Origin of the sequence: Actinomadura sp. NPDC000600 (genome assembly GCF_040492135.1) — a bacterium.
Classification (GTDB): Bacteria; Actinomycetota; Actinomycetes; order Streptosporangiales; family Streptosporangiaceae; genus Spirillospora.
In genome coordinates this window covers 23,760-50,394 of sequence record NZ_JBEUPD010000036.1, presented here as the reverse complement: position 1 = coordinate 50,394, position 26,635 = coordinate 23,760, and the positions used below count along the sequence as shown (strand labels likewise).

Annotated in this window: 23 protein-coding genes and 2 riboswitches; of the genes, 6 read left to right on the top strand and 17 right to left on the bottom strand. The window is 72.6% G+C overall.

Features of this window, described 5'->3' with window-relative positions:
- Nucleotides 1–39: 39 nt before the first annotated feature.
- The 10 genes from ABWI07_RS35755 to ctaE form a co-directional block, all read right to left on the bottom strand.
- A complete protein-coding gene (locus ABWI07_RS35755) occupies nt 40–660 on the bottom strand; it encodes a DUF4142 domain-containing protein (protein WP_149257419.1) in 621 nt (206 codons plus the stop codon).
- 18 nt (nt 661–678) lie between these two features.
- Nucleotides 679–1,308: a DUF4142 domain-containing protein gene (locus ABWI07_RS35750; protein ID WP_149257420.1), complete on the bottom strand. Its 630-nt coding sequence runs from the start codon at nt 1,306–1,308 to the stop codon at nt 679–681.
- Nucleotides 1,309–1,433: 125 nt separating this feature from the next.
- On the bottom strand, nt 1,434–2,945 hold the full coding sequence (locus ABWI07_RS35745) for a ferredoxin (protein WP_353821274.1): 1,512 nt from the start codon (nt 2,943–2,945) through the stop codon (nt 1,434–1,436).
- Nucleotides 2,942–3,907 (bottom strand): hypothetical protein, encoded by a 966-nt coding sequence (locus tag ABWI07_RS35740; RefSeq protein ID WP_149257422.1) that lies wholly within the window; start codon nt 3,905–3,907, stop codon nt 2,942–2,944. Before ABWI07_RS35740 ends, ABWI07_RS35745 begins: the two co-directional genes overlap by 4 nt.
- A gap of 13 nt (nt 3,908–3,920) precedes the next feature.
- Nucleotides 3,921–6,020 carry a hypothetical protein gene (locus ABWI07_RS35735; RefSeq protein WP_353821273.1) on the bottom strand — a complete coding sequence of 700 codons (2,100 nt, stop codon included), beginning with the start codon at nt 6,018–6,020 and terminating at the stop codon, nt 3,921–3,923.
- 988 nt (nt 6,021–7,008) lie between these two features.
- Nucleotides 7,009–8,136 (bottom strand): glycosyltransferase family 4 protein, encoded by a 1,128-nt coding sequence (locus ABWI07_RS35730; RefSeq protein ID WP_149257424.1) that lies wholly within the window; start codon nt 8,134–8,136, stop codon nt 7,009–7,011.
- Nucleotides 8,137–8,218: 82 nt separating this feature from the next.
- A complete protein-coding gene (qcrB, locus tag ABWI07_RS35725) occupies nt 8,219–9,853 on the bottom strand; it encodes a cytochrome bc1 complex cytochrome b subunit (RefSeq protein WP_149257425.1) in 1,635 nt (544 codons plus the stop codon).
- Nucleotides 9,850–10,947, bottom strand: coding sequence for a cytochrome bc1 complex Rieske iron-sulfur subunit (qcrA, locus tag ABWI07_RS35720; protein WP_149257426.1), 1,098 nt, complete (start codon nt 10,945–10,947; stop codon nt 9,850–9,852). The genes qcrB and qcrA overlap by 4 nt, the downstream gene beginning before the upstream one ends.
- The gene (gene qcrC / locus ABWI07_RS35715) at nt 10,944–11,855 is read right to left on the bottom strand and encodes a cytochrome bc1 complex diheme cytochrome c subunit (RefSeq protein ID WP_149257427.1); all 912 of its coding nucleotides are present in this window, start codon (nt 11,853–11,855) and stop codon (nt 10,944–10,946) included. Before qcrC ends, qcrA begins: the two co-directional genes overlap by 4 nt.
- A 40-nt stretch (nt 11,856–11,895) precedes the next feature.
- Nucleotides 11,896–12,543 (bottom strand): aa3-type cytochrome oxidase subunit III, encoded by a 648-nt coding sequence (gene ctaE, locus ABWI07_RS35710; RefSeq protein ID WP_149257428.1) that lies wholly within the window; start codon nt 12,541–12,543, stop codon nt 11,896–11,898.
- A 101-nt stretch (nt 12,544–12,644) separates the two neighbouring features.
- On the opposite strand from ctaE, the gene ABWI07_RS35705 reads away from it, so the two are divergent.
- Nucleotides 12,645–13,067: a response regulator transcription factor gene (locus ABWI07_RS35705; RefSeq protein WP_149257429.1), complete on the top strand. Its 423-nt coding sequence runs from the start codon at nt 12,645–12,647 to the stop codon at nt 13,065–13,067.
- A gap of 100 nt (nt 13,068–13,167) precedes the next feature.
- Nucleotides 13,168–14,217: an anthranilate phosphoribosyltransferase gene (gene trpD / locus ABWI07_RS35700; protein ID WP_149257430.1), complete on the top strand. Its 1,050-nt coding sequence runs from the start codon at nt 13,168–13,170 to the stop codon at nt 14,215–14,217.
- Nucleotides 14,218–14,284: 67 nt separating this feature from the next.
- Here the strand turns inward: trpD and ABWI07_RS35695 are convergent, their stop codons facing one another.
- Genes ABWI07_RS35695 through ABWI07_RS35680 form a run of 4 tightly spaced genes read right to left on the bottom strand, consistent with a single transcriptional unit; the run spans nt 14,285 to nt 18,292 of the window.
- Nucleotides 14,285–15,094, bottom strand: a complete 810-nt coding sequence (locus ABWI07_RS35695) for an ABC transporter permease (RefSeq protein WP_149257431.1) — start codon at nt 15,092–15,094, stop codon at nt 14,285–14,287.
- Nucleotides 15,094–16,008 (bottom strand): ABC transporter permease, encoded by a 915-nt coding sequence (locus ABWI07_RS35690; RefSeq protein ID WP_353821272.1) that lies wholly within the window; start codon nt 16,006–16,008, stop codon nt 15,094–15,096. Before ABWI07_RS35690 ends, ABWI07_RS35695 begins: the two co-directional genes overlap by 1 nt.
- Nucleotides 16,005–17,213 carry an ABC transporter substrate-binding protein gene (locus tag ABWI07_RS35685; RefSeq protein ID WP_200841677.1) on the bottom strand — a complete coding sequence of 403 codons (1,209 nt, stop codon included), beginning with the start codon at nt 17,211–17,213 and terminating at the stop codon, nt 16,005–16,007. The genes ABWI07_RS35690 and ABWI07_RS35685 overlap by 4 nt, the downstream gene beginning before the upstream one ends.
- 47 nt (nt 17,214–17,260) lie before the next feature.
- Nucleotides 17,261–18,292, bottom strand: coding sequence for an ABC transporter ATP-binding protein (locus tag ABWI07_RS35680; RefSeq protein ID WP_353821271.1), 1,032 nt, complete (start codon nt 18,290–18,292; stop codon nt 17,261–17,263).
- Between the two features lie 78 nt (nt 18,293–18,370).
- On the opposite strand from ABWI07_RS35680, the gene ABWI07_RS35675 reads away from it, so the two are divergent.
- Nucleotides 18,371–19,087, top strand: coding sequence for a FadR/GntR family transcriptional regulator (locus ABWI07_RS35675; protein ID WP_149257434.1), 717 nt, complete (start codon nt 18,371–18,373; stop codon nt 19,085–19,087).
- Between the two features lie 17 nt (nt 19,088–19,104).
- A complete protein-coding gene (locus ABWI07_RS35670) occupies nt 19,105–19,806 on the top strand; it encodes a cache domain-containing protein (RefSeq protein WP_149257435.1) in 702 nt (233 codons plus the stop codon).
- 26 nt (nt 19,807–19,832) lie between these two features.
- Here the strand turns inward: ABWI07_RS35670 and ABWI07_RS35665 are convergent, their stop codons facing one another.
- The 3 genes from ABWI07_RS35665 to ABWI07_RS35655 form a co-directional block, all read right to left on the bottom strand.
- A complete protein-coding gene (locus ABWI07_RS35665; RefSeq protein ID WP_149257436.1) occupies nt 19,833–20,120 on the bottom strand; it encodes an Lrp/AsnC family transcriptional regulator in 288 nt (95 codons plus the stop codon).
- 107 nt (nt 20,121–20,227) lie between these two features.
- Nucleotides 20,228–20,977, bottom strand: a complete 750-nt coding sequence (locus ABWI07_RS35660; protein ID WP_149257437.1) for a rhomboid family intramembrane serine protease — start codon at nt 20,975–20,977, stop codon at nt 20,228–20,230.
- 39 nt (nt 20,978–21,016) lie between these two features.
- Nucleotides 21,017–22,831 (bottom strand): DEDD exonuclease domain-containing protein, encoded by a 1,815-nt coding sequence (locus ABWI07_RS35655; RefSeq protein ID WP_353821270.1) that lies wholly within the window; start codon nt 22,829–22,831, stop codon nt 21,017–21,019.
- Nucleotides 22,832–22,992: 161 nt separating this feature from the next.
- Between ABWI07_RS35655 and ABWI07_RS35650 the strand changes: the two genes are divergently transcribed.
- On the top strand, nt 22,993–24,399 hold the full coding sequence (locus ABWI07_RS35650; RefSeq protein ID WP_200841679.1) for an NYN domain-containing protein: 1,407 nt from the start codon (nt 22,993–22,995) through the stop codon (nt 24,397–24,399).
- Between the two features lie 189 nt (nt 24,400–24,588).
- Nucleotides 24,589–25,638 carry a C40 family peptidase gene (locus ABWI07_RS35645; RefSeq protein WP_149257439.1) on the top strand — a complete coding sequence of 350 codons (1,050 nt, stop codon included), beginning with the start codon at nt 24,589–24,591 and terminating at the stop codon, nt 25,636–25,638.
- Between the two features lie 497 nt (nt 25,639–26,135).
- Nucleotides 26,136–26,334, top strand: a riboswitch (cyclic di-AMP (ydaO/yuaA leader).
- Nucleotides 26,335–26,458: 124 nt separating this feature from the next.
- A riboswitch (cyclic di-AMP (ydaO/yuaA leader) is annotated at nt 26,459–26,629 on the top strand.
- The last annotated feature ends 6 nt before the right edge of the window (nt 26,630–26,635 follow it).

The following is a 26,635-nucleotide window of genomic DNA, read 5'->3' as shown; positions in this document are numbered from 1 at the left end:
AGTGCTCCCTTTGAGGGGATTGGATGTGCATTCAACGCGTCAGGAGGCCAAGCCCGTGCTCTCCAGCAGGGAAATGTGCGTGTTGACGACCTTCAGAACGCGTTCGGAGAACTCTCGGATCAACGTGTTCTTGGTCTGCGCACGAATCTTGGAGATGAGCTGGGACATCTTCCGGTCCGCAGTGTGGAGCCGCTGTACGAATGTCTTGTCGTAGTCGGCGCCGAACTTGCCCGACAACTCTCTCAGCCAGTTCCTCTGCGCGCCGTCGGGCGCGTTGGGAATCAGCACCCCGAGTTGCTGCGCCACATAGCGGACATCGGGGTCCGTCCTCTCCAAGTGCTGCGTCCAGATGGTCTCGCCGACCTTCTGCACCCGGGCCGACTCGGAATGCTGCTGAGCCTGTTGACCCGTGGGCATCTCCCACAGTGCGGTCGTTCTGACCTCGACGAGGAGCCGCCTGTCCGATGCGCTCAGCGGCCCCCACTTGGTGTTCACGGTGCCACCCGTGTCCGCCGCGCCGCTGGCGGGAGCCCTGATCGGATTCATGACGGCCACAAAGGCGGCCGTAATGGCGACCGCGGTCGCCAGAAGCATGAGCGCGCGCCCCCGGCCAAGGCGCGAGAGCCAACGCATTTCAGTCATTCCGTAGGAATTCTTCATGGCTCCTCCTCCGCCCCTTCAGTGCAAGGCGCGCCTGGGAACCAGGCCCGTGCTCTCCAGCAGCGAGATGTGCGTGTTGACGAATTTCATACCGGCTTCGATGAAGGGGCGCATCTTGGTGTTCTCGGTCTGCGCGCGGGCCTTGGCGAGAAGTTGGAACACCTGCCCGTGGGCCGCGCGGAGCCGCAGCACGAAGGTCTTGTCGTAGTCATCGCCGTACTTGCTCGACATTTCTCTCAGGTAGCTCTTCTGTGCCCCGTTGGGTTCGACGGGAAGGAGCACGCCGAGCTCCTCCGCGACTCCCCTGGTGGCGACATCCAGCTGCATGTGCTGCCTCCAGATGATTTCGGCGACCTGCCGCACCCGTGGGGCGGACGCACGCTGCTGAGCCTGCTGGCCCGCGGGCATCTCCCACAGATTGGCCTGCCTGACCTTGACGAGTACCGTCCTGTCGAGGGTGCTCAGCCGTCCCCATTTGGTGTTCACGGTGCCGCCGAGGTTCGCCGCCCCGCTGGCCGGGAGGCCCACCGGATTCATGACCACCCCGAATGCGGCCGCCACGGCGCCGCCGGCCCCCGCGAGCAGGAGCCCGCGCCTCTGGAGAAGGCGCGGCCCGCGCTTTTCATCTATTCCGTAGGAGCTTTTCACAATTCCTCCTCCGTCTCTCGCGGTCTCCGTCGCCCACAGCACGGAGTCCTTAGGACATACGCACCGCGTCGACGGCGAGGTTCAACGGTGTCCACCTGAATTCGTTTTCCCGCACGACCCGCAATTCACCGCCTCGACGGTGCTCCCGGGACGCTGTCGACGACGCGGAGCGCCAATGCGGGGCACATGGCGACCGCCTTCTGGACGTCCTTCTCCATCCACGAGGGAATGTCGGTGCCGAGCACGACGGGAAAGCCGTACCGGTCGAGCTGGATCAGCTCGGGCACGAGGTAGGCGCACAGGCCGTGCCCGTCGCACCGGCTCCAGTCGATCGCGACCCGACCCTCCGTGCCGTCCGGCACCGGGAGCGGCAGGACCCCGTAGGTCGACTGGCCGCACCCGGCGCCCCACCGGTGCGCGTCGATGTCGGCGGTGAAGGCCTCCATCGCCGACAGGACGAACTTGGCCGTCCCGTCGGGGTGGGTGCAGGCGCCCCGGCCCCGGCCGACGCCGGCCGCGCGGCGGACGTCCTCCACCGTCCCGGCCCCCTCGGTGAGCGCCATCAGGGACCGGACGACGTCGGGCAGCCCGAGCCGGCACGGCCCGCACTGCCCGGCGGACTGAGCGGCGAGGTAGGACGCGATCCGCGTGACCTCGCCGAGCGGGCAGGTGCCCTGGGTGAGCGGCAGGATGATCCCGGCCCCGACCGTCCCGCCGACGCGCCGCATCCCGGCGCGCGACAGCACCGCCCGCGACACCGCGGCCGGGTCGAGCCACATCCCGTGGTAGCCGCCGACGAGCACCCCGGGCGAGGCAGGAACGTCGCAGTGGTCGAGGACGGCCTGCAGCGGGGTGCCGAGGGGCGCCTCGACGACCTGGGTCCCGCCGATCGTCAGCAGGGTGGTGCCCGGCTCGTCGTCCGTCCCGGCCGAGGCGTACAGGTCGGGGCCGAGGGAGACGAGCACCGCGAGCTGCGCGAACGTCTCGGTGTTGGACAGCAGCGTCGGGAAGCCGTCCACCCCGGAGTCGGACGCGCGGACCTTGACGCCCGGCGGGATCGGCGTCTCCCCGTTGATCGCGCGGATCACCGCGCCGCTCTCCCCCGAGATGAACCGCTCGGTCAGCCGGACCACCCGGGCCGGCATCCGCCGCTCGCTGATCGCGGCGCGGACCGACCGGGCGGCCTCGTCGCTCTCGACGGCCAGCACGATCCGCCGGGTGCCGAGCGCGTTCGCCGCGATCTGCGCGCCGTCGAGCACCAGGTGCGGGGCCCGGCCGAGCAGGACCTTGTCCTTGGCGCTGCCGGGCTCGCCCTCGGCGCCGTTGACCACCACGACGACGTCCTCGCTGGAGCCACGCTCGTCGCCGCGCTCACCGGGCAGCAGCGCGGTCTGGTCGGCGGTCGGGTAGTTGACCCGCGCCGCGACCGCCATCAGCTTGCGGGCGAACGGGAAGCCCGCCCCGCCGCGCCCCCTCAGGTCGACCTGCTCGGCCATCCGCACCAGGTCGTCCAGCGCCGGCGCCCGAAGCCTGCCGTGCACCGCCAGGTGCCGGTCGAGGTCCAGCCGGTCGAACCGGTCGAATCCGAGCGTCAGCCGGGGCCCGCCGATGTTGGAGACGGTGACGGTCGAGGTCATCGGATGACCTCGGTGTCACCGCCCTGCCCGGTCACGGGCATGCCGCGCGGATCGGAGACGGTCCGGCGGGGGTCGTCGTAGCCGCCGGAGCCGAAGTCCCTGTCGTCGAAGTTCCGGTTCCCGAAGTCGCGGGCGTCGCCGAAATCGCGCGAGTCGTCCAGACCGCGCGGGTCGTCGAACATGCCGCGGTAGTCGTCTCCCGCCCTGGCCCGCGCCATCGCGGCGACGCGTCCCTCCTCGTGCTGCCGCGCCGCCATGGCGCGCCGGTCCCGGCGGCGTCCGGCGCCGTCGGGCACCGAGAACGGGTCGATCTCGTCGCCGGCGCGGGACAGCTCCCGCGGCTTGAACACCACGATCATGCGAGTGACCAGGGCGAGCACGACGAGTACGACGCTCATCACGTAGCTGAGCACCACCCAGTTCGCCGCGGGCCGCCCGGTGATCAGGCCGTGCACGATCGCCATCGGCCAGGCCGCGTAGGCGAGCACGTGCATCGACCGCCACACCCAGGCTTTGCCGCGGGACACGAACCGCGCCCGCACCGCACCGGTGATCAAGGTGAGGAACATCAGCCAGGCGGCGACCGTGCCCAGTCCGACCGCCCCCTGCGGGACGACGATCTGGATCGGCGCGGCGATGCCGTTCATCACCTTCACCGAGATGTGCGCGACCAGCATCGCCGTTCCCATGGTCGCGGCCGCGCGGTGCACGGCCTGCGCCAGGACCCGGTGCCGGATCTCCAGGATCAGCCGGTCGGTGGCCAGCACCCCGACCATCACCGCGGTGGTGTAGGACACGAGCGCGAAGACGCCCGCGAAGAAGTTGAGGAAGTACTGCACGTTCGCGATCGCGACGGCGCCCTGCGGCGTCGCCGCGCCGGCGAGCACCAGCACCGCGCCGACGAGCACCAGCCGCAGCGCCCAGTTGGGCACCGCGGGATCATCACTGCTGCGAATTCGCACCGCTCGGACTCCTCTACTTGGTTGCGGCCGGCGTCGGGACGCCGGCAGGTCCGGCGCCGTCCTTCTTCGGCTTCTTGCCGGGGGACGGCGATGACGACGGGGAGTCGTCCGCAGCGGGGACCGGGCCGAGGTTGGCCAGCAGGCCCCCGGGAAGCACCTGCAGGACGCCGCGCTCGGCGAAGCCGAGGAGCGGCTTGGCGCGCTCGCGGAACGTCCAGCCGCCGATCGCGGCGCCGTCGAGCGGGACCGCGCCGCCGCCGCGGCGCAGCCCGAAGCCGACCTCGGCGCGGGGCGCGGCCGCCCCGCCGCAGGGCCGGGCCGTGCCGGTGCGGCCGAGCGCGTCGCCCTGCTCGACGACGCTGCCGTCGCGCAGCTCGGTCATGCTCCGCAGCCCGTAGTACGTGGACGCGAGGCCGCTCGGGTGGATCACCATCACCACCGCGCCGGCCTGGCTGGAGCAGAACCGGTACAGGCGGCCGGCGCCGGAGGACAGGACGCGGCCGTCGCCCCCGGAGAACGCCAGCGAGGCCAGCGGGCGGGAGGCGGCGTCGTCGGAGGTCGTCATCGACCAGACCTGGCCGATCTTCCAGGGCAGCATCAGCCGGTCGCCCGCCCGCGTCCCGTTGACGAGGGTGGTGGCCTGCGCGGAGCTCAGCGCGCCGTACTTGCGCAGGAGGCGCGACTCCGACGCCGACATGAGGTTCGCGGGGGCGGCTCCGAGGAGCGCGGCGAACTCCGTCCCGCCGGAGAGCCCGACCTGCCACTTCCCGCCCGTCCAGTGGGCGGTGTAGAAGGCGAGCTCGGGGCCGGCCGCGCTGGTCTCCGGGACGGGGATCGCGCTCGTGCCGAAGACCCAGGTCCTGTCGGCGCTCTGGCGGGTGGCGCCGACGAACGGCTGCCGGGTCAGCGCAGCCCCGTAGGCCTGCCGCGCGGCGGCGCCCCGCTGCGCCAGCGTCAGCTTCCGGACCTGGGTGGCGAGGACCCCGAGGTCGGGGCCGGCCGGGGGTGCGGCCGCACCGCCGCCGCCTTGCGGCTGCTGCGGCTGCTGCTGCGGGCGCGCGGGCGTCCCGGTGCCGGGCTTCGGCGGCTTGATCGCGCGCTGCGAGCCGACCGGACCGGAGGACCCGCCGAGGGGGCCGCCGTCGAGCAGCGCCCGCTCGGCGATGCCCAGCAGGGACAGGCCGACCGCGGTGGACAGGACGATCGCGCCGATGCCGAGCCGGTCGGCGGGCCGCCGGCCGCGGCGCGGCACCGCCTTGGGGCCGGGGCGCGGCGGCGACTGGCGGCGACGCGGCTCCTGGCGCGGCGGCCGCCGCTCAGGACGCCGCTCCGCGCGGGGTCCGGGCCGCGGGCGCTCCGCGCGCCGCGCGCGCCCGCCGCGCGGCGGGAACTCGCGCGACCGGTCCCGCCCGGACCGCCCGGCGCCCCCGCCGAGCCCCTCGGCCCTCGCGTCGAACCGCTGTGTCCGGGCATCCCGCCGTTCGGTGCGCGCGTCGAACCGCTCGGTGCGGGCATCCCGTCCACCGCTGCGCGCGTCGAAGCGCGCCGTCCGGGCGTCGAACTGCTCGGTGGGCGCGTCCCGCCGCTCGGTGCGGGGACCCCGCCTCGTGCGGGCGTCCTGCCCGCCGTTGCGCGCGTCGAACAATTCGGTACGGGCGTCGAACTGCGGGGTGCGGTCGTCCCGCCTCGTGCGGGCATCGCGGCCCCCGGTGCGGGGGTCCCGCCTTGTGCGGGCCTCGTAGCCCGCGGGGTCGTAGCCGCCGCGCGCGTCGAAGCGCTCGGTCCCCGCGTCGCCGCGCCGGTCGGGCGGCTCCGGCCACTGGGCGCGCGGCCGCCGCCGCTCGGCGCCCTCGCCGGAGCGGCGTGCGCGGGCCTTGGCCTCGCGCCGTTTCGCCTCCCGCCGCGTCGGCTTCGGCTCGCGCCGGGACGACCCGCGTCCCCGCTCCGACCAGTCCGGCTGCTCGGACCACCAGGACCCTTCGGGCCACTGGGGGTCCTCGGACCAGAGCCCTCGCTTGGGCTCCGGTCCCGAGGACGGGCGCGCGGACGTCTCCGCCCACGGTGAAGCATGCGTTTGGCTCCGGGACGCATGCCCGTAATCGCGTCGCGCCATGTCGTCTCCTGTGGAGGAGACGGAGAGCACGGCGAACGCCGAGAGGGTTCCGCGCCGCCGGGCTGTCGCCCGGCGGCCGTCCCGCTGAGACATACCGGGACCGCGGTGTCGGAGCCCGCTCGCTCCCGCCGCGATCCCCGGACGGATTCTCGCGAACCCGCCCGATCACTCCGGGAGCATACGCCCCTGGAGCCGCCTATATGTCAACCGGTGCCGAAAAAGGCCAATGACCCTTCTTCCACGGCGCTTCCGCTCTCCTGGAATACGCGCGGAGGCCACCGAGCGTTCACGCCCTCCCGGGAGCGGAGCCCCGGCACGGACGGGCGCGGCGGGCTCTCCCCGAGGGTTTCGGGCACCGGACGAGGCCCCGCCGCGCACTCCCCCGGCCCCGGCCGATCGGGCCGCCGGCAGGCGGCGGCTTAGCGATGACTGATCCGCTCATTAAGTGCGCATTAATGGCGCGGCGGTGGCCCGCGAACGGCTCTAGCTTCGGAAACGTCAGCGACCGCGGACGCAGAGCAGCGGCAGGAGGTGGGCCCCGATGGCACGATCACCGCGACACGGGATCTCCCCGGGGGCCGTCCACGCCTCCTGCGCGTCCGCGGTCGGGCACCGTCGCGGGGCCGGGCCCCACGGTGCCGGATGCCGGGGCCGTGCCCCGCGCTCCCGTCCACGCGGACCCGATCCGTACCCGCCGGCCGTCCCGCGCGGTGTGCCCGACTCCAGGTTCTCTCCCGCAAGGGCACCGGGTCGGGCGGCGGAGGATCACACCCACCCCACCTCGGCAGGGGCGGTCCGCGTGGAACAGGTCTCCGGGGGCGGGGCGCGCGCCCACGGCGTCGTTCCGGGCTCGGGCGCCCCAGGGTGCCCGAGCCCGGAACGACGCACTCCCGGATCAGGCGCGTTCAGGCGCCGCTGAGCCGCCGCCCCCAGGGCGAGGACCCGCCTACGGCGCGGGGGCGGGTCCTCGCCCTGGGGGCGGTCACGTTCAAGGGGTGAGCAGCTTCCCCAGGCGGCCCGCCTGGACGTCCCACCGCCACTCCCGTTCGATCCAGGCCCGGCCCTTCTCGCCCATGGCGCTGGCCCGCTCCGGGTCTTCGAGAAGGCCCGTCACGGCCTCGGCGATGGCGGGGACGGAGCGGCCCGGCACCACGAGGCCCGTCTCGCCGTCCAGGACGGCGTCGGGGGCGCCGCCCGAGTCGCCCGCGACGACCGGGAGGCCGGTGGCGGACGCCTCCAGGTACACGATGCCGAGGCCTTCCACGTCCAGGCCGCGGCGGCGGGTGCGGCACGGCATCGCGAAGACGTCGCCCGCGTCGAAGTGCGCGGGCAGCTCCTCCCAGGGGACGCCGCCGGTGAAGACGACCGAGCGCTCGACCTCGAGGGACGCGGCGAGGCGTTCAAGGTCGCCCCGGTAGGGCCCGCCGCCGACGAGGAGCAGGGCGGCGTCCGGCAGACACCTGAGGACGCGGGGCCAGGCGCGGATGAGGGCGTCCTGCCCCTTGCGCGGGACGAGGCGGGACACGCACACCGCCACCGGGCGGCCGGCCAGCCCGTGCCGCGCGCGGATCTGCTCGCCGCCCGCGCCCCGGTGGAAGAGCGCCTCGTCGACGCCGGGCGCGAGCCGGGCCATCCGCGCCGCCGCCTCTGGCGACAGCGCGCGCGCCATCCGGGAGCGGGTGTACTCGCCGAGGTAGGTCAGGACGTCGACGCCGTCCCCGATGCGGCCCAGCAGGTTCCGCGCCACCGGTAGCGCCGCCCAGCCCGCCTCGTGCCCGTGGGTGATCCCGACCAGCCGCTCCGCCCCGCGGCGGCGCAGCGCCGGGGCCAGCAGGCCGAGCGGCGCCGCCGCCCCGAACACCACCGAGTCGCAGTCCTCCGCGCGCAGCACGTCCGCGGCGCGGCGCAGCACCCCCGGCTCCGGCAGCATGAGGGAGCCCGGATGCCGGACGACCGGGAACGGCTGCCGCGCGTCGAACTCCGCGGCGCCCTTCCAGGCCGGGGCGTAGACGACGACCGAGCCGGGCGGGCGCCGCACGGCCAGGCCGTGCACGAACGCCTGGATGCCGCCCGGTCGCGGCGGGAAGTCGTTGGTGACGAACAGCGTCCTGGTCATCGCCGGGCGGCCTCCCGGCCGTCCGGCACGCGCAGGGGCCCGCCACCGGCGATGCGGTGACGGGCCCCGGATGCGCGGACGATCAGTGCCGGACCTCGTGCGACGTGGCGCCGCCCTCGATCTCCGCCTGCTCGCCGTGCGGGTGCTCGTGCTCCTCGACGGGGATGTCGTCGAACGTCCACGCCCGGTTGAGGCGCGAGCGCAGGTGCCCGATCGGGCCCTTGGTGCCGGGCGCCGGGATGCCCCGGGCGTCGCGGGCCGGGGCCTCGGGCCGGGCGTTCTCCTTGGAGAGCAGGACGTGCCGCTCCTCGTCGCGCGGCGCCTCGTGCCGCTCGGAGAACTTCCCGTCCGGCGACATCAGGATCACGCCGCTCTCCACGCCGTGCCCGACGACGTCGGCGTCCCGGCGCTGCAGGCCCAGGCAGATCCGCTTGGTGACGATGAACGCGATGATCGGCCCGAGGAAGAACGCGACCCGGAAGAACCACGTCGTCGCGAACAGCGACACGTGGAACTTGTCCGCGATGACGTCGTTGGCGCCGGCGACCCACAGCAGCCCGTAGAAGGTGACCGCCGCGATGCCCGTCGCCGTGCGGACCGGGGCGTTGCGCGGCCGGTCGTTCACGTGGTGGTGGCGCTTGTCGCCGGTCACCCACTGCTCGACGAACGGCCAGGCCGCCGCGCCGCCGAACACGATGCCGAGCGGCACCAGGGCCGGGATCAGCACGTTGAAGCTGACCGTGTGGCCCCAGGCGGAGACCTCCCAGTTCGGCATGATGCGCAGCGCGCCTTCGAGGACGCCCATGTACCAGTCGGGCTGGGAGCCCGACGAGATCGCACCGGGGTCGTACGGCCCGAACAGCCAGATCGGGTTGATCTGGGCGAACGCCCCGAGCAGCGCGAGGACGCCGAAGGTGAACAGGAAGTAGGCGCCCGTCTTGGCCATGAAGACCGGGTAGAAGGGGTAGCCGTACACCTGGTGCTCGGTCTGGTTCTTGACCGGCATCGCCGTGTGCTTCTGCACCCACATGATCATCATGTGCGCGGTGACCATGCCGAGCAGGAGGCCCGGGATGAGCAGGATGTGCAGCATGTACAGGCGCGGGACGATGTCCGTGCCGGGGAACTCGCCGCCGAACAGGAACATGTAGATGTAGGTGCCGACCACCGGGATCGACTCCGCGACGCCCTGCGTGATGCGCAGGCCGGTGCCGGACAGCAGGTCGTCAGGCAGCGAGTACCCGAACAGGCCCTCCAGCATGCCCAGCGTGAACATGCCGATGCCGATCAGCCAGTTCAGCTCGCGCGGCTTGCGGTAGGCGCCCGTGAAGAACACGCGCAGCATGTGCGCGAGGATCGACGCCATGAACAGGATCGCGGCCCAGTGGTGGATCTGCCGCATGAGCAGGCCGCCGCGCACGTCGAAGCTGATGTGCAGCGTCGAGGCGTAGGCCTCGGACATCTTCACGCCCTGCAGCTTCGTGTACGAGCCCTCGTACACGGTCTCCGTCATGCTCGGCTGGAACCAGAGCGTCAGGAACGTCCCGGTCAGCAGCAGGATGATGAAGGAGTACAGGGCGATCTCGCCCAGCATGAAGGACCAGTGGTCCGGAAAGACCTTCTTCATGTTCCGCTTGAAGAAGGTGGTGGAGCCGAGGCGGTCGTCGAGGAACGTCAGCGGCGCCTCGACCGCCTTCGGGGCTGTCGCCTCGCTCATCCGCGCTCCCAGAAGCTCGGTCCGACGGGTTCGTGGTAGTCGCTCGTGGCGATGAGGTACCCGTCCTCCACCGACAGCGGCAGCTGGGGCAGCGGCCGGGCCGCCGGCCCGAAGACGACCTTCGCCGCGTCGGTGGCGTCGAAGGTCGACTGGTGGCACGGGCAGAGGATGTGGTGCGTGGTCTGCTCGTACAGGGCCGCGGGGCAGCCGACGTGCGTGCACACCTTGGAGTAGGCGACGATCCCGTTGACGTGCCAGTTCTCGCGTCCCTTGGCGGGCTTGAACTGTTCGGCGGGGACGTTGATGAGGATGGTGACCGCCTTGGCGTTCTGCGTCAGCACCTGGTCCTCGGGGACCTCCTCCTCGATGCCCTCGGGCAGGACCGTGATCATCGAGCCCGGGGCGGAGAAGTCGCTGACCCGCAGCGGCTTGTTGGTGCCGTCCACGACCAGGCGGACGCCCTTCTTGCCCTCCGCCTGCGCCTTCTTGACGGCCTCGCCCCAGTAGGTGTGGCGGAGCCGCTTCTCCGGCAGCGGGCCGAGGTCGCGCAGCAGCACCAGCGGGGCCAGGCCGAGCGGCGCGGCGGCCAGCAGCAGCGTGCGGCGCAGCAGGGGCCGCTTGGTGATGCCGCTGTCGTCGGCGCCTTCGAGGAAGTCCTCGGTGAAGGCCGCCCGGGTCTCCTCGTCGGCGGCCAGCTCGTGCCGCTCCTGGACGATCGGCTTGCTGGTCATCAGCCGGCGCACCCAGATGGTGATGCCGACGGCCAGCGCGAGGAACGACAGCGCCATCAGGCCGCCGAGCCACAGGTTGGACTCGCGGGCCCGGGTGACGCCGTGCATGCCGCCGTCGCGGCCGCTCCAGCCGATGAAGTAGGCGATGAACGCCACGCTGGCGGCGAACGCGACCAGGAAGAACGTCGCGACGATCCGCTCGGCGCGCTTGGCCGACGCCTCGTCGAGTTGCTCTCCCACGCCCGCCGGCGCCGAAATGTTGTCCTCGGCCAGCAGGGCCTTCTCGCGCGCCGGGGACGGCGTGCCGATCACACGTTCGCGCGGGCCGGGCCGGCCCGCCGTGTCCTTGTTGTCGTCGCTCATGACTTCTTCAGCTTCTTCGGCTTCTTCGCGGTGATCCACATGGCGGCCAGGACCAGCAGGCCGATGCCGACCAGCCAGCCGGCCAGCCCCTCGGTCACCGGGCCGATGCGGCCGAGGCCGTTACCGCCGGGGTTCGGCTCCTCGCGCGTCTGGACGAGGTAGGCGATGATCGCCTGCTTGTCCTTCGGCGTGAGCGTGGTGTCGTTGAACACCGGCATCGCCTGCGGCCCGGTCAGCATGGCCTCGTACATCTGGGTGGGCGTGACGTCGGGGTTCGACAGCGACGGCGCGTACTTGCCACCGGTGAGGGCGCCGCCCTGGCCGGTGAAGTTGTGGCACTGCGCGCAGTTGGTGCGGAACAGCTTCCCGCCGAGCGCGACGTCGCCGGTCTTCGGGTCCACGGCCGACGCCGGGGGGACCGCCGGGCCGCCGCCGAGCGAGGCGACGTAGGCGCTGAGGTCGTGCAGGTTCTTCTCGGCCTGCGCCTTCTGCTTCTCGGCCGCCTCCCGCTTCTCCTTCTCCTCGTAATCGGTCTTGAGGGAGATGTTGAACTCGGGGATCGGCGTCTTGCGCGGTATCTGCGCGCCGGGGTTGGCCGCGGGCATGCGGCCCGAGCCGACCTGGAAGTCGACGGCCGCGGCGCCGACGCCGATGAGGCTCGGGGCGATCGGGTTGCCCTTGGCGTCCTTGGTGCCCTCGGCGTTCAGACCGTGGCAGCTCGCGCAGTTCTTGTTGAAGAGCTGCTGGCCGTTCTTCAGGTCCTGCGCCGCCTGGGCGGTGGTCTGCGCCTCGGCTCGGTCAGTCCGCGGCGAGAAGCCGGCGTAGATCGCGCCGATCGCCGCCAGGGCCGCCAGCACGACGGCGTAGCCCGCCCACGGGCGCCGTCGCCATGCGGTGATCCTTTTCACGGAAGTCCCCGTTCGGGTCATGTCGGGTGGGTCGGGTCGGTCAGACGTCGAGCAGGTAGACGACCGAGAACAGGCCGATCCACACCACGTCGACGAAGTGCCAGTAGTACGAGACGACGATCGCGCTCGTGGCCTGCTCGTGCGTCCACCGCTTGGCGGCGTAGGTGCGTCCGAGGAGGAACAGGAACGCGACGAGGCCGCCGATCACGTGGAGGCCGTGGAAGCCGGTGGCCAGGTAGAAGACCGAGCCGTAGGCCGAGGACGAGAAGGTGAGGCCGTCCTTGGTGACCAGCTGGGAGTACTCGTAGGCCTGCCCGGCGACGAAGTAGGCGCCCATGAGGAACGAGAGCACGTACCACTCGCGCAGGCCCCAGCGGGCCGGGTTCAGCAGGCTCCCGTCACGCCCGACCTTGCCCGCCTCGGCCTTGAACACGCCCATCTGGCAGGTCACCGAGGAGAGCACCAGGATGGTCGTGTTGACCGCCGACAGCGGCAGGTCCAGCGGGGCGCCCGGCCACGCGTCGGGGCCGGACTGGCCGATCGTCACAGAGCGGATCGTGAAGAACATCGCGAACAGGGCCGCGAAGAACATCAGCTCGGACGACAGCCAAACGATCGTCCCCACGCTGACCAGATTGGGACGGTTCGCCCGTGCGTGAGGTGTTGTCTCTATCGCGGATGCTGTCACGCCAGCATTATTGCGCCCCTATCCAGTGAGTGACGCATGACCCCCCATCTAGGGTTCCCCGAGCGTGTCACGGGCGCCGCGCACCCGGTACCCTCACGTGCATGAGCACCGCCCCGGACAGCCCGATGAAGGTCCTCGTCTACAGCGACGACGCGAACACCCGCGCCGAGATCCGGATGGCGATCGGGCGCCGTCCGGCCGCCGACCTCCCGAAAGTCGAGTTCGAGGAGTGCGCCACCCAGCCGGCCGTCGTGGCCCGGCTCGACCGGGGCGGCGTCGACGTCCTGATCGTCGACGGCGAGGCGCAGCCCGCGGGCGGCCTCGGCGTGTGCCGGCAGGCCAAGGACGAGGTGTACGACTGCCCGCCCGTCCTCGCGATCATCGGCCGCCGCGACGACGGCTGGCTCGCCACCTGGTCGCGCGCCGACGCCGTGGTGGGGCTGCCGATCGACCCGATGGCCCTCGCGAACGCGCTCGCCGGGCTGATGCGGCAGCGCCTCCAGAGCCGCCTCCCGGCCCTGTGACCCTCCGCCGCGGCCCTTCCGCTACGCCGTAGCCCTTCCACGACCGCCCTTCTCCGGCATCGCCTCTGACGACGCCGGCCACCACGACCCTGTAGGCGACATGGACGCGCGCACCACCTGGCCCGCACTGCTCAACGCCCTCGTGTCGGGCTCCTCGCTGTCCAGCGAGGAGACGTCCTGGGCCATGAACAGCATCATGTCCGGTGAGGCCACCGACGTGCAGATCGCGGGGTTCGCCGTGGCGCTGCGCGCCAAGGGCGAGACGGTCGAGGAGGTCACCGGCCTCGCCGAGGGCATGATGGACAACGCCACCCCCATCGACGTGCCCGGCGACATCGCCGACCTCGTCGGGACGGGCGGCGACCGGGCCCACACCGTCAACGTCTCCACGATGGCCGCCGTGGTCGCGGCCGCGTCGGGCGTGCGGGTCGTCAAGCACGGCAACCGCGCCGCGTCGTCGTCCTGCGGTGCGGCCGACCTGCTGGAGCACCTCGGGGTCGCGATCGACCTGCCCCCCGAGGCCACCGCGCGGCTCGCCGACGAGGTCGGCATCACCTTCTGCTTCGCGCCGCTCTACCACCCGGCGCTGAAGTACGCCTCGCGCACCCGCAGTGAGCTGGGCACGCCCACGGTCTTCAACTTCCTCGGCCCGCTGACGAACCCGGCGCGCCCCCGGGCCCAGGCCGTCGGGGTGTTCCACCCGCGGATGGCGGGCGTGATGGCGGGCGTGTTCGCCGCGCGCGGCTGCTCCTCGCTGGTGTTCCGGGGCGACGACGGGCTCGACGAGCTGACCACCACGGGCACCTCCACGGTGTGGGTCGTCCGCGACGGGACGGCGACGGAGACGACCTTCGACCCGGCCGACCTCGGCATCCCGCCGGCGAAGCCGGAGGACCTGCGCGGCGCCGACGCGGCCTTCAACGGGCGGGTGGCGCGCGAGACGTTCGCGGGGCGGCCGGGGCCCGTCCGCGACATGGTGCTGCTCAACGCCGCCGCGCTCATCACCGCCTACGAGGGGGCGCCGCCCGCCGCGGACCTCACCGCGACGCTGCGGGAGGCCTACGGGCGCGCCGCCGCCGCGGTCGACTCGGGGGCCGCGACCACCCTCCTCGACCGCTGGGTCGACGCCTCCCGGAGCCTGCGCGGCTGACGCCCGCGCAGGCCTTCACCCGGGCGTTCGCCCCGTCCCCACGGCGCTCAACCCGGCCGCACCGCGCTCACGCGACGCCGCGCGCGCCGTTCGACAGCCGCTGCGCGATGTAGATCGGGATCACCGACAGCACGATCAGGGCCGCGGCGAGCACGTTGACGACCGGGGCCTGGTTGGGGCGGAACAGGTTGTTGAAGATCCAGATCGGCAGGGTCTGGGCGCCCGGCCCCGCGGTGAACGTGGTCACGATGATCTCGTCGAAGGACAGCGCGAACGACAGCAGGCCCCCGGCGAGCAGGGCGGAGCGCAGCGCCGGGAACGTGACGTGCCAGAACGTCTGGAACGTGTCGGCGCCGAGGTCCGCGGACGCCTCCTCCAGGCTGGTGCCGGTGCGCCGCAGCCGGGCGAGCACGTTGTTGAAGATCGTGACGACGCAGAACGTGGCGTGCCCGACGATCACGGTGAACAGGCCGAGCCCGATCCCGAGCGGCTTCAGCACGACCTGGAAGGCGTTGCTGAGCGCGATGCCGGTGACGATGCCGGGCAGCGCGATCGGCAGCACGACGACCAGCGACACCGTCTCGCGCCCGAAGAACCGGTGGCGCGCCACCGCGAAGGCCGCCATGGTGCCGAGCACGAGCGCGGCGGCCGTCGCGCCGAGGCCCGCCTTGACGCTGGTGAGGACGGCCTGCCGGGCGCCCTCGTTGTCCAGCGCCTGCGACCACCAGCGCCCGGTGAACCCGGACGGCGGCCAGCCGAACGTGGTGTCGGCGTTGACGGAGTTGACCAGCACGACCAGCAGCGGCACGTAGATGACGGCGAGGCCGAGGAACATCAGGACGCGCAGCGCGATCCGCGCGGCCGGCGAGAGGGTCATCACAGCTCCCTGAGCGCGCCGGTGCGGCGGGCCGCGGCGAGGTAGCCGAGCATCACCACCACCGGGATCGTGGCGACCGCCGCCGCGAACGGCAGGTTGTTGGCGGCGCCGATGTTGTCGTAGACGACGTTGCCGAGCAGCTGGCTTCGGCCGCCGACGATCTTCACGGTGATGTAGTCGCCGAGCGACAGCGAGAACGTGAAGATCGACCCGGCCACCAGCGAGGGGAACACCAGCGGCAGCACGACGGAGCGGAACGTGCGCAGCGGGCGGGCGCCGAGGTCGCCGGAGGCGTCCAGCAGCGAGTCCGGGAGCCGCTCCAGGCCCGCGTAGACCGGCAGGATCATGTACGGCAGCCACAGGTAGGCCAGCACCAGCACGGTCGCCGTGAGGCCGTAGCCGGGGCCGGAGAGCCCGAACGGCCCGAGCACCTGGTCGACCAGGCCGCCCTGCGCCAGCATCACCCGCCACGCGTACGCCTTGACGAGGTAGGCGGCCCACAGCGGCGCCAGGATCGCGATCACCAGGTACGGCCGGTACCGCGGCCTGGCGACCTTGGCCATGTACAGCGCCATCGGGAAGCCGATGGCGGTGTCGATGAGGGTGACGGCGACGGCGACGCCGAGGCTGCGCAGCGCGACCGTCCGGTACACCGGCTCGTCGACCAGGATCTGGAAGTTGGAGAGCGTGAACTGCCGGACGACCTCGCCGGTGAAGACGTCGGTCGTCCAGAACGCGGTCAGGAAGATCGCGGCGAGCGCGCCGAGGTAGACGACGACCAGCCAGGCGAGCGGCGCCGACAGCAGCAGCGACAGGCGCAGCCGGGGGCGGCGGTACAGCAGGGCCGCCGCCCGGCGCCGGGTCCCCGGCGCCGGGCGGCCGTCCTTCCCGCCGGCGGTGGCGGGAGCGGTCATCCCTTGATCGTGGTCCACGCCTGGGTCCACTTGGAGTAGTCGACGCACTTGACGTCCTTGCGCCCGTCGAGGCACTGGGCGATCGGCGTCGTCCAGAAGTGCACCTTGGAGAAGTAGCTCTCGTCGGTGGCGTGGAAGGTGTCGCAGAACGTCTTGTCCGCGGTCTCCGCGCATGCCTTGGCGTTGGCCGGGGCCTCACCGAACCACTCGGCGACCTGCGCGTTCGTCTTGGGCGAGACGATCCAGTCCAGCCACTTGTAGGCGCAGTTCGGGTTCTTGGACTTCGCGCCGACCATCCAGGTGTCCGACCAGCCGGTGGAGCCCTCCTTGGGCAGGGCGACCTTCACCGGCGCCTTCTCGCCCTGCGCGAGGTTCGCGATGACCTGCCAAGTCGTGCCGAGGACCGAGTCGCCGCTCTTGAACGCCTGGACCTCCTTGGTGTAGTCGGACCAGTACTCGCCGATGAGCCCGCGCTGGGTCTTCAGCAGCTCCACGGCCGCGTCGAACTGCTTCTGGTCGAGCGCGTACGGGTTCTTGATGCCGAGCTCGGGCTTGGCCGACATCAGGTAGAGCGCGGCGTCGGCGATGTAGATCGGCGAGTCGTAGGCAGTGATCTTCCCCTTGTACGGGGAGTTCGCGTCGAACACCGCGCCCCACGAGTCGGGGGCCGTCTTGACCTTGTCGGTGCGCCACATGAGCAGGTTGGCGCCGCGCCCGTGCGGGATGCCGTAGGAGGTGCCGTTCACCGAGTTCCAGGGCTTGTTCTTCAGCCCGGCGAACACGTCGGCGTAGTTGGGCACGAGCTTGGTGTTGACCGGCGCGACCGTCCCGGAGGCGATCAGCCGGAGCGAGGCGTCGCCGGAGGCGGAGACCGCGTCGTACTCGCCGGTCTTCATGAGGGTCACCATCTCGTCGGACGTGCCGGCGACCTTGGTGTTGACCTTGCATCCGGTCTGCTTCTCGAACGGGGTGACCCAGTCGACCTTGGGGTCGTTGGAGCCGTCCTCGGCGTACCCGGCCCAGGCGACCAGGTTGACCTGGCCCTCGCTCTTGCCGAGCGACTGCTGCATCGGCACCTTGGGGACCGAGAAGCCGCCCTGCCCGGCTCCGGTCGCCTTGTCGCCCGAGTCGCCGCCGCAGGCGGCGGCCGCCAGTCCGATCGCCAGCGTCGCCGCGGTGGCGAGCGCCATGCGCGTGGACCACATGGGGAACTCCTTATGGTGGGGGTTTTTTCGGGGGTTTTCGGGGTGGTTCAAGGGGTGCGCGCCGGCGCGGCGCCGGCGCCCGACACGCGGAACTCGTGCGCCTCGTGCCAGCTGATCCGCACGCGCGCGCCGCGCCGGCCCAGCACGTCCATGGAGGAGGTCCGCAGGTTCTGCTCCAGCGCGACGACCCGCTCCCCCGACTCCAGGTCGATGACGAACCGGGTGACCGCGCCCGCGTAGACGACCTCGGCGACCGTGCCGAGCGCCTGCCGGTCCCCCGCGTCCGGCCCGTCCGCGCCGTCCGCGCCGCCGTCGTGGACGTGGAGCTTCTCCGGCCGCACGCAGACCTCGCCGATGCGGTTGGTCGTGCCGACGAAGCCCGCGACGAACTCGGTGGCGGGACGCTCGTACACCTCGGCGGGCGTGCCGACCTGCTGGACGCGGCCGCGGTCGAGCACCGCGATCCGGTCGCTGAGGGTCAGCGCCTCCTCCTGGTCGTGGGTGACGAAGACGAAGGTGATGCCGGCCCTGCGCTGGATGCTCTTCAGCTCGACCTGCATCTCCTCGCGCAGCTTCAGGTCGAGCGCGCCGAGCGGCTCGTCGAGCAGCAGCACCTTCGGCTCGTTCACCAGCGCGCGGGCGAGCGCGACCCGCTGGCGCTGGCCGCCCGACAGCTCGGCGGGGCGGCGCGCCCCCATCCCGTCGAGCCGGACGCTGCGCAGCGCCTCCAGCGCCCGCTCGCGGCGCTTCGCCTTCGGCACCCGCCGCACCTTGAGGCCGTACTCGACGTTGCGGAGCACGTCCAGGTGCGGGAAGAGCGCGTAGTCCTGGAAGACGGTGTTCACGTCACGGTCGAACGGGGCGAGCGACGTCACGTCCCTGCCGCCGAGTTCGATCGTTCCAGCCGTCGGCCGCTCGAAGCCCGCGATGAGCCGCAGCACGGTCGTCTTGCCCGACCCGGACGGGCCGAGCATGGAGAAGAACTCGCCGTCCCCGATGTCGAGGTCGACTCCCGCCACCGCCTCGACGGGGCCGAAGGTCTTGCGCAGATCGCGGATCCTCACCGCTGAAGCCGGCATGACCGAAAACATATGGATTCATAGGTTTAAGTTCAAGTGATGTTCCGGTATCACTGTGTCAACACCGGGAGGGGGCCCATGGACAGCGCGCACCTCGTCGTGTTCGCTCCCGTCGACAACACCGCGCGGGTGCACGCGGTGGTACGGCGCCTCAGCGACGCGATCGCGCTCGGCCTCCTCGGCGACGGCGAACAGCTGCCCAGTGAGACCGACCTGTCGGCATATCTCGGTGTATCAACGGTCACACTACGCGAAGCACTGATGGCCTTGCGTCAACAAGGGCTCATCGACACCCGCCGGGGGCGCGGCGGCGGCAGCTTCGTCCGGGCCCCTGCCAGGGCGTTCGATCTCGATGAGCGGCTGCGTTCGCTCAGCGCGGAAGAGCTCCGCGATCTCGGCGACCACTACGCCGCGATCGCCGGGGCCGCCGCCCGCCTCGCCGCCGCGCGGTCGCTGCCCGGCGACGTCCGGCGGCTGCGCCGGACGCTGGAGGAGATGGACGAGGCGGGCTCCGGCGCCGGGATGTGCCGGCTGGACGGCCGGCTCCACCTGGAGATCGCCGCCGCGTCCCAGTCCGGCCGGCTCACCAGGGAGGAGATCCGGCTCCAGGCCGAGATCGGACCGCTCGTCTGGGCCGTCCACGACCTGCCCGACCGGCGCGGGGGCGTCGGCGCCGAGCACGCCGCGCTCGTCGGCGCGATCGAGGCCGCCGACGGCGCCCGGGCCCGCGATGTCGCTGAAAGTCACGTCTCGAATGCGGTAGAACGTCTGATTGAACGACGGCTCGCACTCTGAGACCCCGAGGGGGACCCATGCCCGCCGAGCCACCGGCCGTCGGCGCGGCGGCGGCACACGTCCGCGCGACCCTGGACGGCGTCTTCACGACCGTGGCGCAGGTGCGCGACGCGACGGAGCGGTGCCTGGAGGACGTCCACCGCGCCGGCCGCACCCCCGCCCGCGCCGACCTCGCCGGGCTGCGCCCGCTGCTGCTCGCGCGGCTCGGCCCGCTGGTCTGCGGCCTCGGCTTCATCGCCGCGCCCCGCCTGCTCGCCGACGCCGCCTGGTACATGGAGTGGTGGCAGACCGGCCCGGCCGGGCGGCCGTCCCAGCTGCTGCGCGACCTGAACCCCGAGAGCAGCGCCCTGTACGACTACACCGCCTGGGAGTGGTTCACGGGACCCGAAGGCGGCGCCGAGAGGACCGTCTGCGGCCCCTACGTCGACTACCTGTGCAGCGACGAGTACGTCCTCACCCTGTCGGCGCCTGTGCGCGTGGCCGGGGAGTTCGCCGGCGTCGCGGCCGCCGACGTGTTCGCCCGGACGTTCGAGAACGAGGTCGTCCCGGCGCTGCGGGAGATCCCCGCGCCCGCGTTCGTCGTCAACGCCCCCGGCCGCGTCATGGCGTCCAACACCGCGAGCTGGCCCCCGGGCGCCGTCTACCGCGAGGTGCCCGGCTACGCCGCCCGCCCCTGCGGGACCGGCGTCGACCGCATCGCCCTCGTGGTCGGCTTCTAGCGCGCGCCCGGCCGCGTCAGTCGGTGTCAGTCGGCGTCGGGGAGGCCGAGGGCGAAGGCCTGCTCCAGGTCGTGCTGGGAGTAGGTGCGGAACGCGATGTGGGTCTCGGTGCCGACGATGCCGGGGACCTTGTTGAGGCGGCCCGGGATCACGTCGTTGAGCTCCTCGTGGCGGCGGACCCGGACCATCACCATGAGGTCGTGGTCGCCGGTGATGGAGTACACCTCGCTGACGCCCTCCAGCGCGGCGATCGTCTCGGCCACCTCGTGGATGCGCGCGACGTCGGCCTTGACGAACACGATCGCAGTGACCACTGCACCCTCCCCGCAGAATCGGACGCTCCGACCCTACCGGGGAAGCCGGGCGCGCGACCGCGAGGGGACGCCCGCGCCGGGCCGGCGGGTACGGGACGGGGCCGCGGTCAGCCGCGGCTGAGCGCGGCCAGGCGGCGGGCCGGACCGGCGCGGCGGGCCAGCAGCGCGAACACCACGCCCGCCACGAAGCCGTAGATGTGCGCGGTGTAGGCCACGTTGCTCTTGGCGTCCCCGAGGGACAGCCACTGCAGGACGAACCAGTAGCCGAGCACCACCCACACCGGCAGCCGGATCACGATGACCGGCGGCACCCAGCTGACGACGCGGCCCCGGGGGTTGAGGATCACGTAGGCGCCCATCACCCCGGCGATCGCGCCGGACGCGCCGATGAGCGGGACGGTGGCGTCGGGCGACGTCCAGGCGAACCCGTAGACGGCGACGAGCCCGAACGCCAGGTAGGCGAGCAGGTAGCGCCACCGGCCGAGCCTGTCCTCCACGCCCATGCCGACGACGAACAGGAAGACCAGGTTGCCCAGCAGGTGCAGGGCGCTGGAGTGCAGAAACATCGAGGTGAACGCGGTCGTCCAGGGCGCCTTGCGGAAGTTCGCGGGGCCGCAGTCGTGCACGACCTCCGAAGGCAGCGGCTGCTGGTCTCCGGTGGTCAGCTCCTTGGGCACGGCGCCGTACTCGAACGTGAAGTGCGTCGCCTTGCACTCGCGGACCGCACCCTTGCCGTACCAGGCGGCGAAGTTCGACATCGGGGTGAGCAGGAAGACGACCACGTTGACCGCGATCAGCAGGTACGTCACCCAGGGGATGCGCCGCGCAGGCTGACTGTCGTAGAGAGGCAGTGCCATGCGGGGTCGTCCTCCGGTTGCCGGGTGTACACCGTCACCTTAGTGGCGGCGCGGCCCGCGAGGGGCCGCCTCAGGCCGGGCGTACGACCGGTCGTAGGCCTTGTCGATCCACTCGCGCAACCCCTCGGCGCCGTGCACCGGACACGTCCACGGGCCGTCGACCTCGACCAGGCGGACGCCGGGCAGGTCGAGCCAGCGCAGGACGCACTCCATCTCCTCGGCGGTCGCGCCCTGCGAGGGGGGCGCGCCGAGGGCGACGCCGCCCGGCGCCTCCCCCGAGGGCGGGAACACCGTCTCGGCCGTCGCGATGAGCGCGTCGACGTAGGGGCGGGGCCGGGCGTTCGGCGGAACGGTGCCGGCCGCGGCGAGCCGGCCGTACCGCACGACCGACAGCTCCCAGCCGCCGTCGAAGGCGGGGCGCGCCGCCACGAGCTGGGGCAGCCGGGCCAGCGCGGCGAGCCGCTGCCCGCGCGCGGCGGCCCGCACGAACGCGGCGAGCCGGTCGCGCTGGGCGGCGGCCTCCTCGTAGCGCAGCTCGGCGGCGAGCCTGTCGATGCGCACCTGGGCGGCGGCCACGACGGGCCGCACGTCGCCCTCCATGACGGCGCGGGCCGTCCCGGTGTGCACGGCGTAGGCGTCGGCGGACTCGCGGCCGTCGCAGGGGGCGCCGCAGCGGCCGAGCTCGGCGAGCGCGCACGAGCGCGCCTTGCCGCGCTCGATGAGCCGGAGCGTCAGCCGCTGGGTGCACTGGCGCAGCGGCACGGCCTCGTGCAGCGCGGCACGCGCCTCCTCCGCCTGCCGCCGCGACGAGATCGGCCCGAGGTAGCGGGCGCCGTCGGCGCGGCACTCCCGCACGATGGACAGCCGCGGGAACGGCTCCACGGTCAGCTTCAGCCAGATCGCCCGCTCGGGGAACTTGGACCGGCGGTTGTAGCGCGGCTTGTGCTCGGCGATCAGCCGCAGCTCGCGGACCTCGGCCTCCAGCCCGGTGGCGCACACGATCGTGCGGACGTTCTCGGCGAGGCCGACCATCTCGCGGACGCGCCACCGCGTCTCCGAGCCGGTGAAGTAGCTGCGCACGCGCGAGCGCAGGTCGCCGCTCTTGCCCACGTAGAGCACCTCGCCGGCGTGGTCCTCGAACAGGTAGACGCCCGGGGTGGACGGGACGTCGTCGGCGAGGTGGCGCTTGCGGCGCTGCTCTGGGGTGGGCGCCTTGGCGAAGCCGCGCATCTCCTCCAGCGAGGTGACGCCGAACGAGCCGAGCCGCTCGATCAGGCCGTGCAGGACCTCGACGGTGGCGCGGGCGTCGGCGAGGGCCCGGTGCGTCGGCTCGTTGGACGTCCGGAAGTAGCGGGCCAGCGTGCCGAGCTTGCAGTTGGGCACCTCGTCGCGGGACAGGACGCGCCGCGCGAGGTCGACGGTGTCGACGACCGGGAAGGCGGGCCACGCGTAGCCGTTCGCGGCGCACGCGGCCTTGAGGAACCCGATGTCGAACGAGGCGTTGTGCGCGACGAGGACGCAGCCGCGCGCGAACTCCAGGAACGCCGGGAGCACCGACTCGATGCGCGGCGCGGCCGTCACCATCGCGGTGGTGATGCCGGTCAGCGCGGTGATGAACGGCGGGACGGGCCCGCCCGGGTCGACCAGCGTGCCGAGCTCGCCGAGCTCCTCTCCCCCGCGCACCTTCACCGCGCCGATCTCGGTGATGGCCGAGTCGGCCGCCGAGCCGCCGGTGGTCTCGAGGTCGACCACCACGAAGGTGACGTCGCGGAGCGGGGTGCCGAGGTCGTCCAGGGTGCCCTGGACGCCGTGCGCCTGGACCCCGCGGCCCTGGACACCGTGCGCAGCCGTCATGTGCGCGACCGTAGAGGACCCCACCGACAGAACTTCGTGCCGCTAGGGTTGGGGGGTGCCGGGACGTCCCGCCGGTCGGGGGCCGCGGGGACGGGCGGGAGGCATCCCGCCGAGGGTTCGGCGCGATCCGTCCGATCACGCGTTCGCCCTGGTTAGGGCGGGTGCGCTCGGGAACACACAGCCCACCGGCGGCGCAGCCCGGAAGGAGCGGGATCATCGACAGCGGCCCCGAAGCGACCCCCGGCCGCGGGGATCCCGCGGAGAAGCTCGCCCGCCCGCTGCCCGAGGCGGTGCGGCAGGGCGTGGTGGAGGTCGCCGCCGACCTGATCGGGACGCTGCCCGCCGACGAGGTCCCCCCGCCGCTGCGCCGGTTCGCGCGGTTCGAGCGCCGCAAGCGCGCCAAGCTCGCGGGCCAGCACATCGCGGCGGCGCTGGAGAAGGACGAGGAGTTCCGGCGGCGGGTCGCCGTGCCGCTCCGAGAGGCGCAGGCCGACCTGGCGGAGGTGGTCGAGGGCGGGGACGTGCCGCCCGCGGCCGATCCGGTGCGCGTCGCGGTGCTGGCCTACCTGCTGCGCCCGGCGGGCTGGACCGCGCTCGTCGAATCGGCGCGCGAGGAGCTGGCGCGCTCGGCGACCGCGTCCGAGGAGGAGGAGGCCGAGCGCCGCATCGCCGCGCTGAAGGCCGAGCTGGCCGCGACCCGCGACGCCCGCGGCGCCGAGCTGGCCAAGCTGCGCGCCGAGCTCCGCGAGACCAAGGCCGAGGTCGCGGAGCTGCGCCGCAAGCTGCACGACGCGCGCACCCGGTACCGGGCGGCGGAGGAGCGCGCCCTCGCGGTCGCCGCCGACGCCGACCGCGAGCTCGCCGCCGCGCGCGAGTCGACCGCCGCCGCGGACAAGGAGCTGCGCAGGCTGCGCGCCCGCGCCGCGCGGGCGGAGGAGGCGGCGGAGGCCGCCAGGCGGGCCGCGCGGGAGGGGCGCAACGTCGACGACGTCCGGCTGCGGATGCTGCTCGACGCGCTCGTGGACGCCGCGCAGGGCGTCCGCCGGGAGCTGGCCCTGCCCTCCACCATCGGCCGTCCCGCCGACGCGGTCGGCGGGCTGGAGCCGGACCGGCTGGCGCACCGCGCGCTGCCCGGCCGGGCCCTGTCCGACAGCGACCCGCAGCTGCTGGACAGGCTGCTCACGCTCCCGCAGGTGCACCTGGTGGTGGACGGCTACAACGTCACCAAGACCGGGTACGGGGAGCTGCCGCTGGCCGACCAGCGCAGCCGGCTGCTGTCCGGGCTCGGCGGGCTGGCCGCGCAGACGCGCGCCGAGGTCACGTGCGTGTTCGACGGCGCGGAGCTGGAGGCGCCGGTCGCCATCGCGGCGCCGCGCGGGGTGCGGGTGCTGTTCAGCCGCCCGGGGCAGACGGCGGACGAGCTGATCGGCGAGCTCGTGCGGGCGGAGCCGCCAGGCCGGTCGGTGGTCGTGGTGTCGTCCGACCGGGAGGTCGCCGACGCCGCGCGGCGCGCCAGCGCGCGCCCCTGCCCCTCCTCCCTGCTGCTGCGCAGGCTGGGCCGCTCCTAGGGCGGGCCCGCCCATAAGGCGGCCATAAGGCTCTCATAAGGCAAGCCTCGCGGTCCGTGATCATCACGTCACGAAAAGTGGATGATGTCCGCAGATGTCAATCAAAGAGTGATGAATCGGTTGTGACGGCTGTTGCCCCTCGCTAATGTCGTCCGCTGACGTCGTTGGACGAGAGGGGCGAAACCGACCGTGGCCAATGATCACATCGGGGCACCGGCGCAGCGGCCTGCCCGCAGGGCGGGTTCCGCGGGCAGAGGCGTCTCCCGTCGCCTGGCGGCCGTCGCCGGCCTGACCGTGGCGGTCTCCCTGACCTGCTCCCCGGTGGTGGCGCACGCCGAGCCCAAGCCGACCCGGGCGCAGGCCCAGAAGAAGCTCGACAAGCTCAACGAGCAGATGGACCAGAAGGTCGAGCAGTTCAACCAGAACCGCGAGAAGCTCAAGGTCGCCAAGAAGAAGTTCGACTCCGCGACCAAGGCGAGCAAGCAGGAGCAGGCAAGCTTCGAGGAGCAGCGGTCCAAGATCGCTCAGATGGCGGCCACCGCGTACAAGAACGGTGACTCGGCCGACGTCACCGGCTTCGTCGGCAGCAAGGACCCGCAGTCGATCCTCGACCAGGCGGCCGTCTTCTCGCACCTGTCGCACGAGCGCAGCTCCCAGCTCACCCAGTTCCTTGCGACGGCCCAGCGGCTCCGCCGCGAGCAGGCCCAGGCGAAGTCCGCCTACGACGAGGTGAAGTCCAAGCAGGACGAGCTGAAGAAGCAGAAGCAGGAGCTCGACAAGCAGGTCCAGAAGCAGAAGGCGCTCGTGCGCCGGCTCGGCGGCGGCACGCCGTCGCGCCCGGGCGGCGGCGGTGGCACCGGCGGCACCTACAACGGCCCGGCCAGCGGTCCGGCCCGCGCGGCGCTCGACTTCGCCTACGCCCAGCTCGGCAAGCCCTACTCCTACGGCGCCGAGGGCCCGGGCTCCTACGACTGCTCCGGCCTGACCATGAAGGCCTGGGCCGCCGCGGGCGTCGGCATCACCCGCACCACCAACTCCCAGTACGCCGCGACCAAGCGGGTGGCCAAGAGCAACCTGCAGCCCGGCGACCTGGTCTTCTTCAGCAACCTCGGCCACGTCGGCATGTACGTGGGCGGCGGCAAGATGATCCACGCCCCGCACACCGGCGACGTCGTCAAGATCAGCGACATCACCTCCGGCTACTACCTGAGCAACTACTACGGCGCCGGACGCCCCTGACGCACCGCCCTGACACCCCCGCGGCGCGGGTGTGACGGGGCCCTCATCGACAACGGACCGGGCTTGACCTGGTCCGTTGTTGATTTTGGGGGGGTTTGCCTTCTCTTGGGGCTTTGGTACCTTGTCACCACTCACGGCGCCCTCCAGACGCCGTGGACCCGCGGCGCCCCCCAGGCGCCCCGGTCCCACGCGGAGCATCCAGCACCCGCGTGACGGCGGCGCGAGCCACGCGCCGCACCCCCGGGCGGCACGCCCCACGTGCCGTCCCGCGGCGCCCGCAGGCGCCGCACGGTCTCGACGCAGACCAGGCCTACCCCCGCCCCACCGTGCGCACGCTTGCCGCGTGCATGGCGCCGAGCGTGCTGCCGCAGTGGCCTACACGGGGCAGGCCCCGGACGGCCCCGGAGACGGGGCGCCGTCCGCACACAACATCAGGCGCCGCTCTTTCGCACGCGGGAGACAGGTCCCGCGCAGGGCCCCATATCGCCCCCAGGATCGCAGCGGCAGCGCCGAATCCGCCGAAGAGCGGAACCGGGGACCCATATCCGCCGGAGTCCGGAGAGTCTTTCCGGACGGGCATTCCGGCACCCGGGGTGAATCGGCGCGTCTCTCCCGGGGCACCGGCGAGAGCCGCCGTAGGGCCACTTCCACGCCCGAACCCGTCAGCTAACCCGGTAGGCGTCTGGAAGAGAAGGAGAGAATCCCGCAGCGGTACCTGGGGCGTGGCCGCCACGCGACCACGCCCCGGCCCCCCCTTTCGCTCCGCAGGCACCCCCCGCCGCCGGAGCTCCCCCAATCCGAACCGGTGTGCCCGCCCCCGGGCACGCCACCGCCGAATCCGCGGACCGCCGTGCCCCGCATGCGCGTCCGACGCGGAACCGGGGACCCACTGTGTCCTTTTCGGGGTGAATCGGCCTGCCTTCGCGGCCGTAGGGCGGCTTCCACGCCCGAACCCGTCAGCTAACCCGGTAGGCGCCATGGAAGCCGAGGAGACCCC